Source organism: Prolinoborus fasciculus (genome assembly GCF_056724605.1).
Genome location: NZ_JBWZQN010000075.1, coordinates 1 through 14,616, shown reverse-complemented (window position 1 = coordinate 14,616; position 14,616 = coordinate 1). Strand labels below are relative to the sequence as shown.

Sequence of the window (14,616 nt, the reverse complement as noted above, 5' to 3'; positions counted from 1 at the left end):
TATATATAAGTGCACTACAGTTAGAAAATGGAGAGCTTTTACTCGTCGTTTCTCCTCAGTTTAATGCCAATGCTATTCAGGATTATGCATTACGCTGGGAAATTGAAACCTTATTCAGTTGTCTCAAGGGACGCGGCTTTAATCTTGAAAATACGCGCTTGACAGACCCTAGACGAGTGAAAAAATTGATTGCGGTTTTAGCTATAAGCTTCTGTTGGTGCTACTTAACGGGTGAATGGCAACATGATCAAAAAAAAGCGATAAAAATAAAGAAGCATGGACGACTCTCAATGAGTTTATTTCGCTATGGTTTAGACTATGTTCAAATGGCGATTCAGCGTTTAAGTGGTTTTGGGAAAAAAGAAGAGTTTAAGGAAATTCTGGCAATTTTAAGAAGACAGAAGCCTGATAGGATAAGGGTTCTGTGAAATTTGTCGTGTACAGAGTATTTTTTGACACATACCTTCTAATGCCGAAACAGATTCTTTAATCGAATTTCGATAGTCAGGCTTTTGACGATCTGACATCAGTTTTAAAGCTTGATTTAAATGTTGTTGAACACCTAAATATTGATTTGTATTTTCTAAAGCAGTTTCGATGGATTGAATTTCTTGTTCGGAAGTTATTGGAATGATTTCGTCATTTATAATTCGGTAAGCACTATTTTCACGCTCTAGCATATTGTTGATATTAGTTATAAATGAATCTTTATTACTTACTCTTTGATAGGGGTAGTGCTCAATTGTTTCTTCAATCAAGCTATAAATTTCGTGCCATGCACAATTAAAAAAGTAATCTCTAATTATTTTTAAAGAATCAGATGTCCATTGAGGGATGGTATCTGTAGGGTTTTTAAAAAGATTAAGCCAATAAGATTCTACTAACGAGTATATATTTGAATTACGGGTAAAAGAGCTTTGATTATGTCCATGTTCAATCCGATTCCAAATATAGCTATGAAAAACACTCCACAAACCATTTTTTAAAGCATCATCTATACTTTCTTTTTGAATAATGTCACGTACGGGCTTATAACCATATCTTTCAGAAAATCGCATTTTGTTCCCCCTCAAACAAATTTAAGAATAGATTTATTTTTTTAATCCACCCTAACCCTCCTTTGCGAAAGGAGGGAATGCCTCCTCTTTATCAAAGAGGAGGCTAGGAGGAGATTTTTATTTCAACAACGGCTTCAAGAATTTACCCGTATGTGAAGCTTTGACTTTCGCGACCTGTTCAGGCGTACCTTCTGCGACAATCATACCGCCACCAGAACCACCTTCAGGGCCTAAGTCCACCACCCAGTCGGCGGTTTTAATCACGTCCAGATTATGTTCAATCACCACGATGGTATTACCCTTGTCACGCAGCTGATGCAGAATATCCAGCAGTTTGGCAATATCATGGAAATGCAGACCTGTGGTCGGTTCATCCAGAATATACAGGGTTTGACCAGTATCGCGTTTGGCCAGCTCACGCGCCAGTTTGACCCGCTGCGCTTCACCACCAGAAAGAGTGGTCGCAGACTGACCCAGACGAATATAACCCAGACCCACCTGATGCAATGTTTCTAGACGGCGGTGAATCACCGGAATGGCATCAAAGAAATGCATCGCATCTTCAACAGTCATCTGCAAGACATCGGAAATATTCTTGCCCTTATAGTTCACTTCCAACGTTTCACGGTTATAGCGTTTGCCATGACAGGCATCACATGGCACATACATATCCGGCAGGAAGTGCATCGCCACCTTGATCATGCCGTCACCTTCACAGGCTTCACAGCGGCCACCTTTCACGTTAAACGAGAAACGACCGGCAGCATAACCGCGTGCCTTGGCTTCTTGCGTCTGTGAAAACAGTTCACGAATCGGGGTAAATAGGCCGGTATAAGTCGCCGGATTGGAACGCGGGGTACGTCCAATCGGGCTCTGGTCAATATCCACCACTTTGTCGAGGAACTGTAAACCATCAATCGATTCAAACCTTTCCGAAGTTAAAGTGGTGGCACCATTGAGCTGGGTCGCCGCCAAAGGTAACAAAGTCCGGTTAATCAAGGTCGATTTACCTGAACCGGACACCCCGGTAACACAGGTCATAATACCTAAAGGAATGGTCAGATCGACTTTTTTCAGGTTATGCCCGGATGCTCCCATCAGCTTGATCTGTTCTTTAGGCTTAGGCGGTTGAATCCGTTTTTTCGGCACTTCAATTTTTAATTTTCCGGATAAATATTTTCCGGTCAGCGAGTCCGGATTGGCCAGAATTTCATCATACGTTCCTTCGGCAATCACATGCCCACCATGCACACCGGCACCCGGACCGATATCAATAATATGATCGGCGGCACGAATCGCATCTTCATCATGCTCGACCACCAAGACGGTATTGCCCAGATCACGCAGACGGATCAGGGTCTGTAACAGACGGTCGTTATCACGTTGATGCAAACCAATTGATGGTTCATCCAGGACATACATGACGCCCATCAAACCGGCACCAATCTGTGAGGCCAGACGAATTCGCTGCGCTTCACCACCAGACAGAGTTTCAGCTGAACGTGACAGACTCAGATAATTCAGGCCGACCGAAACCAGAAAGTGCAGACGTTCACGGATTTCCTTGAAAATCTTGTCGGCGATTTCACCCCGTGCACCTTCCAAATGAATACCTTGATAATAGCTTTCAGCATCGCCAATCGACATGCGGGTAATGTCAGCAATGGTCTTGTCCAGAATTTTCACATTACGCGAAATTTCATTCAGACGTGAACCATCACAGGCATCACAGGCAGCATTGGATAAATACTGCGCCAGATCATCACGTACATAATTACTTTCAGTTTCACGATAACGGCGTTCCAGATGCGGCAAAATTCCTTCAAAGGGAATGACCCGATTATGACGTCGGCCACGTTCATCGATATAACTCAGATCAATTTTTTCTTTGCCAGTGCCATACAGAAATTTCTTCTTGGTATCGGCATCCAGTTCATTCCACGGAGTTTCCAGAGAAAAACCAAAATGCTCGGCGACTTTCTGGATCATGCTGTAATAGTAAGGACGCTGACGGTCCCAGCCACGAATAGCGCCTTGGCTAACGCTGACCTCAGGATTGGGAATCAGCTTATCGGCACTGAAATGGCTACGGGTTCCCAAACCATCACAGACCGGACAAGCGCCAAAGGGATTGTTGAACGAAAATAAACGCGGTTCCAGTTCAGCCACAGCGCGGTCACATTGCGGGCAGGAATGCTTGGCAGAAAACACGCGATCGTTATGCTCGCCCTTCATCCAGGACAAAATGGCGATATCGCCACCAAGACGCAGCGCGGTTTCAAAACTTTCTGCAATACGGTTGCCCAGATCATCACGTACTTTAAAGCGGTCAACTACGACTTCAATGGTATGTTTTTTCTTTTTGTCCAGTTCTGGTGGTGGATCAATTTCCATGATCTCGCCATCCACACGGGCACGGACGAAACCCTGGCTTTGTAGCTGTTCAAACAGTGCCGTATATTCGCCCTTACGTTCGCGCACGACTGGTGCTAACAATAACAGTGCAGTGCCTTCTTCCAGTGCTTTAACGGCATCGACCATTTCAGTGACCGTTTGTGCCACCATCGGCAAGTCATGTTCAGGACAGAACGGTGTACCGACACGCGCATACAGTAGACGTAAATAGTCATAAATTTCGGTAATGGTTCCTACGGTAGAGCGTGGGTTATGACTGGTCGATTTCTGCTCGATGGCGATGGCTGGACTCAAGCCCTCAATCGAATCGACTTCCGGCTTTTCCATCTGGGAGAGGAACTGACGGGCATATGCAGACAGCGATTCCACATAACGGCGCTGACCTTCGGCATATAAGGTGTCAAAGGCAAGTGAGGACTTACCTGAACCAGACAGTCCCGTAATCACCACAAACTTGTCGCGTGGTATATCAAGGTTCACATTTTTCAGGTTATGGGTACGTGCGCCTCGAATACGGATGTGGCTTTGGCTCATGCAAGGATCCTAGAATATTCATCAAAAACCCTTATATGATACCGGATGAAAAATGTTCAAGTGCAAATAAAAGTATTTTAAACGTCAAGTTATGTCGGTGATTGGTCAATTCATCACAAAATTAAGAAACACAACAGCAGATCATTTAAATATTCACAATCATCATGTACAAGGTAAATACTTAACAAGCCGCTGCATAACGGCGTTCAAAGATAGACTCAATCTCTTCAAAACAGCGGTCACGTAGCACATCATGATGCAGACGTGCATAAAAATTGACTTCATTTTCCAGAATGTGCAGAAAGTCCTCATAGTCTTTTCGGAAAAAATCCAGGTCGAGCAAATCGTTACGGCGTGCCTGATGACAGCGATACTTTTCAATAAATTTCAGCAGATGTTTCTGGATATGCGTGTTGGTATGGTAAATCAGATAAGTGGCTGCCGAACCACAATCTAGACAGCCTTGTTCCAGATAGATTTCTTCATTGTTGAACCAGCAACATTGCAGGGTAAAAAATGCCCGAATAGCTTCGGTGCCTAAAGTGTCCATATTGTCTGCCTCTTTCCGGGATTGAATTTATTAATTGATAATTATTCTCAATTATTGTGCGGCAATTTTGGGCTTATAGCTAGGTCTAGCGTAGTGGCCCGTTCTATCCTTGTTTTTTTCAGACTAAGCCGTTTTTATGATCGGTTTATGACAGTAGAAATTTTTTTAAACGGCTATAACCAAAAAGCCCTGTCTTAAACAGGGCTTTTTTTATTCGTCCGTCTTATTCATCCAGACCAGGCCACTGGCGTTGCTCAAAGGCACTATGCCAGAATAACCATTCCAGACGGGCAGCATGCGTATTAAGCTGCATGCATTTTTTCTAGTGTATCGGCATCAACACGCGCCGCAACACGGTCAACGGTCGCAATCACATTCCGCACCGCAGTGTGGAATTCTTCTCCTGAATAGGTATCTACCCAGGCTTGATACGGATTATTCGGCGCAGAGTTGTCGACAATATCTTTACCAACTTCGGCATAAATCCAGAAACAAGGCAGCAACGAGGCTAGCACCACCGGGTAGCTTTCTGACCAGGCGGTCGAAGTCAGATAAGAAGTATAGTGATGACATGCCAGCGTCAACGGTGTCTGCTCAAATTGCTCTTTGCTAATGCCAAAATCTTGCATAAAGCCATCATGCAGGCTACGTTCCACCACAATCGCAATTTTGGCTGCCTCGGCAAACTGGATTACATCGTCCGCTTCAAAAGCTTTGGCGGCACACACGGCCAGTGCACGGCCATAGGCCAGTAAATAATGCGCATCCTGAATCACATAATGACTAAAGGCTTCACGGCTTAAAGTACCTTGCGCCAGTTGCTGATTAAAGGGCAGGGCCAGGGTCTTCTGATAAAGTCCGAGATTACGTTGCCATACCTCTTGTGAAAAACTCATGCTGAAAATCCTTTGCAGTTCAAGTTAAACCATGCGGCACTATAGCAAAGATCGGGCTGTTTAAAAGATCGGCAAATTTTAAAAACAGAAAATAAGATAAAACAGCTCAGGAAGTGCTTTGGTTTATGCGCTAAAAGTTTCATAATTAGCTTAACTTTTCCTATTCGTATAGCTGCTCTCTCGCAGCCATACATTTATTTAATTTATCCAAGGTCGTTGTGTATGTTGAAACATTTTGGTTTCTCGATTGCATTTTCGATCGTGTGTCTTGGTTTGTCTGCGTATTGGGGTTATACCCATGGTCCTGACGCAGGCCTGCAAACCATGCTCACAGCGCTGACCATTACCGCTATTCTGGCGATTATGGAAGTGTCGTTGTCCTTTGATAACGCGGTTGTCAATGCCTCAGTCCTACGGGGTTGGGATCATTTCTGGAAAATGCTGTTCCTGACAGTCGGTATTCTGATTGCAGTTTTCGGGATGCGTTTGATCTTCCCGGTGGTCATTGTTGCAGTGACTGCAGACCTGGGCTTTATGGAAGTGGTACGTCTGGCCCTGAATGATCCGAAAGAATATTCAGCACGTTTAATGGCACATCATCCTGAGATTGCTGCTTTTGGTGGTGCTTTCCTGTTGATGGTGTTCCTGAACTTCTTCCTGGATGAAGAAAAAGACACGCACTGGTTCAGACGGGTGGAACGCCGTCTGTCTAATCTGGCCAATGTGCCGGCAATGTCGGTGTTTATCGCACTGGTAGCCTTGTTAATCATGGCAGCCAATGTCGATGAAGCTAAGCGTCTGGCAGTGACTATGGCGGGGATCTGGGGCATCGTGATTTATATCGGGGTGCAGGTCCTGAGCCATATGCTCGGTGGTGAACCGGAAGTCGATGAAGAAGGCAATGCCATTCGTCATGATGAAAATGGCGTACCGACGGGTGTGGTGAAAGCCGGTATTGGTGGTTTCCTCTATCTAGAAGTCCTGGATGCCTCTTTCAGTTTTGATGGCGTGATCGGTGCCTTTGCGATTACCTCAGACGTGGTCATCATCATGCTGGGTCTGGCAATTGGTGCGATCTTTGTCCGTTCAATGACGATTTATCTGGTTGAGCAGGGCACATTGGATGCCTATATCTATCTGGAACATGGTGCGCATTATGCCATCGGTGCACTGGCTTTCATTATGATTGCCAGCGGAACCGGTCTGCATGTGCCAGAAGTGGTAACCGGTCTGATCGGTGTAGCCTTTATTGTCTGGGCAGTATTTGCCTCGATTCAATACAAAAAGCGTCAGGCGGCTTTAGACAAATAAAGCGCTGTTCCTGAATAAAAAGCGTAGCTCCGGCTGCGCTTTTTTGTTTTTAGATTGGCATCATCTTTATTTCAAATAAAATTCATGTCTTATTAATGAGCTGAATGTCCTATAATCTGGGCTCCAGATTAATTAACCCAATCGCCATAATTTATGATGAATGCTTTAGAACGTCGTTCAACCTTTGCCCTGAGCAGTATTTTTGCACTGCGCATGCTGGGGTTGTTTATGATTATCCCGGTGTTTTCTGTGGCAGGGCAGGCATATCAATATGCAACACCTGCACTGATCGGTTTGGCGGTCGGGGTCTATGGTCTGACCCAGGCTTTATTGCAGATTCCATTCAGCCTGATTGCCGACCGTTACAGCCGTAAGCCACTGGTGGTTTTAGGGCTGCTACTATTTGCGCTGGGCGGTGCAATTGCGGCCATGTCGGACACCATTTATGGCGTGATTATCGGCCGAGCGATCGCCGGTGGTGGTGCAGTATCTGCTGTGGTGATGGCGTTGCTGGCAGATGTCACCCGTGAAGAAAACCGCATGAAAGCCATGGCGATAATGGGCATGAGTATCGGCCTGTCTTTTGTGGTGGCCTTTAGTCTGGGGCCTTGGCTGACGGGTCTGGTTGGCATCTCGGGATTATTCTGGGTGACTACGGTGATGGGCCTGGCGGCGATTGCCATGCTGTTGATGGTGCCTAAAGTCACGCGGCATCATAAAAACTTTCAGCAAGGCTATCTGGCACAGTTGAAACAGGTAATCAAAATCGGAGATCTGAATCGTCTGCATGTGTCGGTTTTTACCCTGCATTTATTGCTCACCGCGATGTTTATCTATGTACCTTCGCAGCTGATCGAATTTGCTGATCTGCCACTGTCCAGTCATGGCTGGGTATATTTGCCGCTGTTGGTGCTGAGCCTGTTTTTTGCTTTTCCAAGTATTATCCTGGCAGAAAAATACCACAAAATGCGCGCGATTTTTCTGGTGGCCATTACTGGCATTATTCTGGGTTTGATAGTGATGGCATTTGGTTTTGAATCAAAATATGTCTTGCTGATTGGCCTAGGGCTGTTCTTCATTGCCTTTAATGTCATGGAGGCTCTGTTGCCGTCTTGGTTGTCGAAAGCGGCACCGATCCAGTCCAAAGCCACCGCGATGGGCGTAAATGCCAGCAGCCAGTTTTTAGGTGCTTTCTTTGGCGGTATGATTGGCGGACAATTATTACTGCTGAACAATACCTCGATGGGCTGGAGTATCCTGACAGGGATCGCGATAATCTGGCTGCTGATGAGTTTTGGCCTGGCTCAGCCACGCTATCTGTCATCACTGGTGTTGCGTTTGCCGGAAAGCAGACAAACTGACGAATGGACTTCTCAGCTTTTGGCGATTCGTGGTATTGAAGAGGTCGTGGTGATGTCTGAACAGCAAGTTGCCTATGTAAAAGTCGATAAAAAGCAGATTGATGATGCTTCGCGACAACAATTAACGCACTTGTTGGGTAAAGAGGTAGCCATTTAAGCATAACTCTTATAAAGTAAAATACAGAAATATATAGGAAGTAAACGGCAAATGCGTGGTGTAAATAAAGTTATTTTAGTGGGTACTTTGGGTAAAGATCCGGAAACCAAAACTTTTGCAAATGGTGGCTCTCTCACTCAATTCTCGATCGCAACCAGCGATTCGTGGACAGATAAAAGTACCGGTGAACGTAAAGAACAAACGGAATGGCACCGTATCGTGTTGCATAACCGTTTAGGTGAAATTGCGCAGCAATATCTTCGTAAAGGTTCAAAAGTATATATTGAAGGTTCATTACGTACCCGTCAGTGGACTGACCAGAATGGTCAGGAACGCTATACGACGGAAATTCGTGGTGAACAAATGCAGATGCTAGACTCTAGCCGTCCTCAAAATGATCAGGGCGAGAGCAGCTTTAACCAGCCACGCTTTAATAACAATAATCAGGCGAACAACAACCAGGGCGGTTATGGCAATAACCCGCAATCAGGTTATGGTTCAGCACCACAGCAAGGCGGTTTTAACAACAACCAGGGCGGCGGTTATGGCAACAATAACCCGAGTGGTTTTGCGCCAAAATCTGCACCTGCTCCAACAGCAGCACCTGCAGCAGATCTAGATGATGACCTTCCATTTTAGATCATATATAGAGATAACTTGTTAAGTTATTAAAGATAATATTGTTTTAAATTTATTTTGATTCAAATATTTATCTAAAGAAATAGCTCCTTTTATTTTGTAAATAAGAGGAGCTATTTTTTTTAACTTTAAAAATGTTAAGTTAAAAGTGCATATATAATTTCTTTTGTTAAGTTAGTATGTTAAAAATAATCATATCTAATCAGGAAAAATACTATATGGATATAGAGGTTATCTTGCATGAATCAGGAGGAGAGCTTTTACCCATACTCTTAGATGATGAAGGAATGCCTATACCTTTACCTAATGAATTTATTTTGTCTAAACGGGCTTCTAGTTCTAATACATTGGTAAGAAATCTAAGAGAATTAAAATTATTTTATCAGTGGATGCAAATACATAAGATTGATCTGCATGAAAGATTGATTTACAAGAAACCATTTACAGAAGCAGAAATTGTTGGAAGTCTTGTTGAGTATCTAAGAAAGGATCATGAAATTAAACATAGAACTATTAAAATTGCTGTGAGACCAGATACTTTCAATCAAAGACTCATTACGATTAAGCAGTTTTTAAATTGGTATATTGAGACTTATATCGGTACGTTGCCTTTTACTTCAGATCATTACCAATATTACGTTGAGTATAAAAAAAGACTTATATCCTTGTTAGATCGTTGTTCTATAACCTCTCCTCCGACTAACAGAACCCTTTCAAAGGGGTTAACTGATAACGAGCAGTCTAATCTAATTAAATTAATCAAACCTAAAAAGGGAAATAAGAATCCCATTGAGCATAGAAACTATATTATGGTTATGCTCATGCTCTCATTTGGTTTTAGACCTGGAGAGGTGCTTAGTTTGAGAGTAGAAGATATACAGCTTGGGGGAATATCTTCTATACGAGTACACCGGCGACCACCTGACTCTCGGGATATAAGAAGACCTAGACCTCAAATTAAGAGAAATGGGCGGGTGCTCGCAATCAATGATAAGTCACTTGCGATAGCACTAGATCTCTACATTACAACATGGAGAGAGATGTTAGATGAAAGAAATCAGACAGATATTGAATGGGATTATCTGATTCTTAATAAAGAAGGCACTCCTCTTTCACATGCATCTGTTACCCAATATTTTCAAATCTTGAGAAAAAAGCATTCGAAAGTTCTGCCCCCTAATTTTAGTCCTAAATCTCTAAGGCATACTTTCTCTGCATCGATGGAGAGATTGCTAAGAGAAGCTGGTATTGAAGAGGAAAATAGGAAAAAAACCTTAGCTTATTTGAGAGGAGATAGTTCTTTATCTTCTCAAGATGTATACACATTTAAAGAAACTGAATTGGAAGCCAATAAGTATTTAGGACAGTATCAACGTGAAATTTTCGGCATCTAAAGCTGTGCAATATGAATTATTTGTAAATGAAAAGGGCTGGAGAGAGATTCCAGATTTTATTATTAGTCGTGAAGGGAAACGGGTAAATACAGCAGGTGATTTATGGAACTTACCCTATGCTATTGATACTTCTACTTCTAAATTGGATTTCTCAAAAATTCCAAATGAAAATTTAAAATGGGTATTAAAATCTTTCATCATTGAAAAGATTGAAAGAGTGTCTACTCATGCAGGTTTGCAGCATTTTCAAGATGTTTGGGGAAAGTTTTTCCGGAAAAATATAGAAGTAATAATCTCTGCTCAAGATATTGAAGAAACTCTAATTTCAGTAGTTGAAAATGCGATTAATTTGGGTCGAAAAGAGCAGAATCTTTGGACATTATATAGACCAATACAATGGTATTTTTACGGAGCTGAGCATTATCCTGAATTAGGTTTTTCAACAGCTTATGCTAGTTTGTTGGAAACTATGCCTATTCCTGCTAATCCTAAAGGCGAAGCTGTACGGATGGAAGATCCAGACTTAGGACCTTTAAATCATAGCTTGGAACTTCCTCTACTCATTCAGGCCTTAAAAAAAGATCAGAGCCAAGAATTCGAACATTTACAACAAAAAGCTGCTGTTGCTCTTTCTATTGCTTATGGCAGAAATCCAGCCAATTTAACTTATTTAAGACATTCCGATCTAGTTAATTTAACCCCTGAATCAGATGATCCTGTTTACGTCTTAAGAATTCCACGTATTAAAAAGAGGCTACTAAGTCCACGAGATGATTATGTCGAAGAGTTTCTTGATCGAGTTTTCGCAGGGTATATTCATGACCTAATCAAAGCTAATAATGAAATTGATGCGGTTCTCTACCATGAGGGTAAAAAAATACCAAATCCCCAGCCAATATTTTTAAATACAAAAGGCAATGAGGCAGCACTATTATCTGGCGATTATGAGAATGCTTATAATTTTTCCTCTTCAATGATTACTTATTTAATTAAAGGTTTTGTAAAAAGACACAATATTATTTCTCCTCTGACAAAGGAGTTAATGCATGTTACAACTCGAAGACTTCGCTATACCCTTGCAACAGGTTTAGCTGCTGAAGGAATCAGTAAAGCTGCTCTAGCTAAAATTCTGGACCATACTGATACTCAGCATGTCCAGGTATATTTTGAGCTAGCGGGTAAAATCGTTATTCAGCTTGATAAGGCAATCGCAAAAGGATTCTCTCAATATCTTAGCTATTTCTCTGGACATATTATTGACTCTTCAGAGGATGCTATTAATGGTGATAACCCTGAAAAATATTTAGTTTTTAAGGGAGATAAGATTGAAGATGAGATAGAAGATATTGGAGTATGTGGTAAATCTTCTATATGTCATTTAGATCCTCCCTTTTCTTGTTACTTATGTCCAAAATTCCAGCCTTATAGACATGCTGACCACGAATATGTGCTGGAAAGTCTCCTTAATAGCAGAAATGAGCGCTTAGAAAAATATGAAAATGCTCGTTTAGGAATCCAGTTGGATGAAGTTATTTTTGCTGTAGCCCAAGTAGCAGAAGTTTGTAAAAAGGAATATGTATGAGCAGTGGAAAAGTTCCAAGAAAATCAAAGGTTATTCCTTTCTTAACAAGCTTGCAAATCGACCGACAAGTAAACTTTAATAATCTTGTTGCTAAGGCAAAATTATTAAAGTTAGAGGGATTTGAACTTATTCAGTGGGATGAAGAAGTTTGGGAAATAACAGGTGGACGTTTATTGCAACAAAGCGGAAGAAATAGTCTTTCGGTTACAATGAGCTTTAGTTACTCACCAAAATTGGGTGGAGATAGAATTGGAGGAGATTGGGAGAAATTAGCAAAAGCTTTATTCCTGTTAAGGCTACACTCCAAACAACAAATCATATCGAATCAAAGAGAGTTTGTATTAGCTATTGGTTATATCGCTACTTTTGTTAATCAGCGTAAGGTTTCGATTTACGATATTACTAGAGAGGATCTGGAGCGTGCCTGTAATGAGATTGCAAAAGACTATTCACAATCAACAGCCTACAATTTACATAAGGCGGTTGCAGAGTTTGCAGCACATCTTGATGTAAATGGCCTATGTAAGAATTTCCTTAATTACAAATATTCCAAGCAAAAAAGACCAGAATCTGTAAATGCTGTTGGTACTAAACGATTAGATGATCCAGATACTTTGATAACCCATGAAAAGGTATTAGCACCAGTGGTCTTTAAAGTGCTGGGACAGCTATATCAAAATGTACCTAAAGATCATAAATACCGTTTTTACATATTGTTATTAACTTTCTTTGCTTGCACTGGTAGGAGATTCTCTGAGCTTTCTTTATTGCCTTTTCAGAAGGTTCAAACTGATAAGGATGGTGTGGCTTATTTGGAGTATTTCCCTCGAAAAACCTCTAAAGGCAATACATTCACACCTATAAAAAAATTATATTTACCCTCAGAGACATTAAATATCTTAGAAGATGTTATTTCAGAGGTTCATGCTCTTACTGAGAAATGCCGAGACAGTGCTCTTGAAATGCATAGATCTCAAACGGTAGATCTTAGATTTTTAAAAAATTGTCCTGAAAGAGTTTATAAAGAAGATTTAAGGAAACTACTTATAAATCCTAATATTTTGGATTGCACTAGTAGATTGACTAAGGATGGTTTGGTCTTCCCTGATTATGAAAAATTAACTTCTACAGGTCATAAGCCTAAGAGTCCAATACGTTATACAAACCATGAAGGGCTTAAAACTTACTGTGAATATAATTTCAATCGAAGGAGTCTTTTACCAATTCATACTGATCAATTCGGAAAAAAATATTATTTACACGATTTAATGTTTTTACGTTATTACACAATGTCTAGTGGTATGAGCGAAGCTTACTGGTTACCTGTAGAGTGTACCCATTCAATGCTCACTACCTTCTTGAGATATATAGATGACCTAGTAACTGAATTTGTTGGTATAGAAGATATTCCTGAATTCACCACCCATGATTTTAGGCATACTCTAAATACAATATTGGATGAAGGTGGTTTATCTGATCTTTTACAAACAGAATGGTTCGGACGCTCAGATCCTAAAGATACAAAAGCTTATCAACATACCAGTCCTGAAAAGAAAGCTCTCATTATTAGAGAGCAGATAAAAAATGGTGAAGCTGGAGGAATGCTGGCTGAACAGATAGTTAATTTGCCTATTAGCATACAAGATGCTGTGCTAGAAGCACGAGTTCAAGCTGTGCATGATGTAGGGACAGGATTATGCATCCATAACTTCTCACAATTGCCTTGTGAACGTCATTTACAATGTTCTGCTGATTGTAAGGATTATGTGTGGGTTAAAGACGATAAGAAGCGTTTAGAGGAGCAAAAGCGTATTCTGGCTATCACAGTACAGGCACAAGAGACAGTACTCCAGCAAAAACAATCAAAGCGTGTAAAGAAAGGTTTAGATTGGGAGTTGCATAATGAAAAGAAAATTGGTGTCCTGACAAAGCAGCTAAAAGATAACGGTGTAGTTGAGTTTGATCCAAAAGCTTATTTAGAGGAGCTCTCAAATGCCTAGTAAATTTCAGCGTATGACTGAGCGTGATGAGTCGAGAATCATTCGTGAACTCAAAAAATGGGGATTAGGCCATCATGGTTCAAAGTTAACTTGGGCAATTTTAGAAGATCGGTTCAAATTTTCTCGACAATCAATGCAAGCAAAGCCTGCAATTAAAGCAGCTTATGATGTGGCTAAACAGGCCTTATCCAAGGGCAGCGTAACCCCCAAAGAGGTATTAGACGAAACTATTGAGGAGTTAAAAGCGGAAATAGCTGCATTAAGGATACAGATCAACAATTTCCAGGAGAAAGAACAAAAATGGAAAAAGAGATGGCAGCAGATTGCCTATCATATTCGGCAAAAAGGTATCCAAATGAGTGATGTTGATAAGCCTGTTCATCCTGAATCAGTCTTACCTAGCCATACAATTACCGAAAAGACTTTAAAAGAATTCGATAAAGAAATTCCCTTTTCAGGACGTGTTTGATAATTTTTTTAAGAAGTTATCACGCTTTTTAGGGCAGACTGATATGCTCGTAACTCGATTAGTTGTGAGGAGCATTTCGCTCTTGCATTAGCTATCTTGTTTTTGATATTTGGAAAGTTCACCGTAAGCGTGCGCTGAACCCCATAGCTATTTTTTAATTTTGGTCGGGTTTCCAGCGGTGCGGCAGCAATTCTTCTATTTGGCTCACTTTATGTGTCGGTAACCTTTTCAGCACATCACTTAAATAGGC

The 14,616-nt window shown here is 41.4% G+C and carries 13 protein-coding genes; 8 read left to right on the top strand and 5 right to left on the bottom strand.

Annotated elements, in window-relative coordinates; genetic code table 11:
* Nucleotides 1-428: transposase (locus tag AC1P5O_RS14710; protein WP_499006245.1), on the top strand; the 428-nt coding region annotated here is incomplete at its 5' end.
* Here AC1P5O_RS14710 and AC1P5O_RS14705 read toward each other — a convergent pair.
* The 4 genes from AC1P5O_RS14705 to tenA all read right to left on the bottom strand — a co-directional run bounded on the left by AC1P5O_RS14705 (nucleotide 390) and on the right by tenA (nucleotide 5,453).
* Nucleotides 390-1,058, bottom strand: a complete 669-nt coding sequence (locus tag AC1P5O_RS14705) for an AbiJ-NTD4 domain-containing protein (RefSeq protein ID WP_499006243.1) — start codon at nucleotides 1,056-1,058, stop codon at nucleotides 390-392. The two genes, AC1P5O_RS14710 and AC1P5O_RS14705, sit on opposite strands and share 39 nt — an antisense overlap.
* A 117-nt stretch (nucleotides 1,059-1,175) precedes the next feature.
* Nucleotides 1,176-4,007 carry an excinuclease ABC subunit UvrA gene (gene uvrA, locus AC1P5O_RS14700; protein WP_004281383.1) on the bottom strand — a complete coding sequence of 944 codons (2,832 nt, stop codon included), beginning with the start codon at nucleotides 4,005-4,007 and terminating at the stop codon, nucleotides 1,176-1,178.
* A 181-nt stretch (nucleotides 4,008-4,188) separates the two neighbouring features.
* On the bottom strand, nucleotides 4,189-4,557 hold the full coding sequence (locus AC1P5O_RS14695; RefSeq protein WP_004281385.1) for a hypothetical protein: 369 nt from the start codon (nucleotides 4,555-4,557) through the stop codon (nucleotides 4,189-4,191).
* A 302-nt stretch (nucleotides 4,558-4,859) separates the two neighbouring features.
* Nucleotides 4,860-5,453, bottom strand: coding sequence for a thiaminase II (tenA, locus tag AC1P5O_RS14690; protein ID WP_499006241.1), 594 nt, complete (start codon nucleotides 5,451-5,453; stop codon nucleotides 4,860-4,862).
* A 222-nt stretch (nucleotides 5,454-5,675) separates the two neighbouring features.
* Here tenA and AC1P5O_RS14685 point away from each other — a divergent pair, with 222 nt between their 5' ends.
* From AC1P5O_RS14685 to AC1P5O_RS14655, 7 genes are all read left to right on the top strand, one after another.
* Nucleotides 5,676-6,764: a DUF475 domain-containing protein gene (locus AC1P5O_RS14685; RefSeq protein ID WP_004647275.1), complete on the top strand. Its 1,089-nt coding sequence runs from the start codon at nucleotides 5,676-5,678 to the stop codon at nucleotides 6,762-6,764.
* Nucleotides 6,765-6,917: 153 nt separating this feature from the next.
* Nucleotides 6,918-8,282, top strand: a complete 1,365-nt coding sequence (locus AC1P5O_RS14680; protein WP_017398000.1) for an MFS transporter — start codon at nucleotides 6,918-6,920, stop codon at nucleotides 8,280-8,282.
* 51 nt (nucleotides 8,283-8,333) lie between these two features.
* Nucleotides 8,334-8,921: a single-stranded DNA-binding protein gene (gene ssb, locus AC1P5O_RS14675; protein WP_004281391.1), complete on the top strand. Its 588-nt coding sequence runs from the start codon at nucleotides 8,334-8,336 to the stop codon at nucleotides 8,919-8,921.
* Nucleotides 8,922-9,139: 218 nt separating this feature from the next.
* Entirely contained in the window at nucleotides 9,140-10,315 is a 1,176-nt protein-coding gene (locus AC1P5O_RS14670; RefSeq protein ID WP_005095121.1) for a tyrosine-type recombinase/integrase, read from the top strand.
* A complete protein-coding gene (locus AC1P5O_RS14665; protein WP_005095123.1) occupies nucleotides 10,296-11,897 on the top strand; it encodes a site-specific integrase in 1,602 nt (533 codons plus the stop codon). The genes AC1P5O_RS14670 and AC1P5O_RS14665 overlap by 20 nt, the downstream gene beginning before the upstream one ends.
* Nucleotides 11,894-13,897, top strand: coding sequence for a hypothetical protein (locus AC1P5O_RS14660; protein WP_004281395.1), 2,004 nt, complete (start codon nucleotides 11,894-11,896; stop codon nucleotides 13,895-13,897). The genes AC1P5O_RS14665 and AC1P5O_RS14660 overlap by 4 nt, the downstream gene beginning before the upstream one ends.
* On the top strand, nucleotides 13,890-14,366 hold the full coding sequence (locus AC1P5O_RS14655) for a hypothetical protein (RefSeq protein WP_005095125.1): 477 nt from the start codon (nucleotides 13,890-13,892) through the stop codon (nucleotides 14,364-14,366). Before AC1P5O_RS14660 ends, AC1P5O_RS14655 begins: the two co-directional genes overlap by 8 nt.
* Before the next feature lie 154 nt (nucleotides 14,367-14,520).
* Here the strand turns inward: AC1P5O_RS14655 and AC1P5O_RS14650 are convergent.
* The coding region (locus AC1P5O_RS14650) for a transposase domain-containing protein (RefSeq protein WP_499005901.1) at nucleotides 14,521-14,616 on the bottom strand (96 nt) is incomplete at its 5' end.

Coding starts and splice junctions, on each gene's coding strand:
- AC1P5O_RS14705 (WP_499006243.1), bottom strand. CDS start 1,058: ATGCGATTTTCTGAAAGATATGGTTATAAGCCCGTACGTGACATTATT.
- uvrA (WP_004281383.1), bottom strand. CDS start 4,007: ATGAGCCAAAGCCACATCCGTATTCGAGGCGCACGTACCCATAACCTG.
- AC1P5O_RS14695 (WP_004281385.1), bottom strand. CDS start 4,557: ATGGACACTTTAGGCACCGAAGCTATTCGGGCATTTTTTACCCTGCAA.
- tenA (WP_499006241.1), bottom strand. CDS start 5,453: ATGAGTTTTTCACAAGAGGTATGGCAACGTAATCTCGGACTTTATCAG.
- AC1P5O_RS14685 (WP_004647275.1), top strand. CDS start 5,676: ATGTTGAAACATTTTGGTTTCTCGATTGCATTTTCGATCGTGTGTCTT.
- AC1P5O_RS14680 (WP_017398000.1), top strand. CDS start 6,918: ATGATGAATGCTTTAGAACGTCGTTCAACCTTTGCCCTGAGCAGTATT.
- ssb (WP_004281391.1), top strand. CDS start 8,334: ATGCGTGGTGTAAATAAAGTTATTTTAGTGGGTACTTTGGGTAAAGAT.
- AC1P5O_RS14670 (WP_005095121.1), top strand. CDS start 9,140: ATGGATATAGAGGTTATCTTGCATGAATCAGGAGGAGAGCTTTTACCC.
- AC1P5O_RS14660 (WP_004281395.1), top strand. CDS start 11,894: ATGAGCAGTGGAAAAGTTCCAAGAAAATCAAAGGTTATTCCTTTCTTA.
- AC1P5O_RS14655 (WP_005095125.1), top strand. CDS start 13,890: ATGCCTAGTAAATTTCAGCGTATGACTGAGCGTGATGAGTCGAGAATC.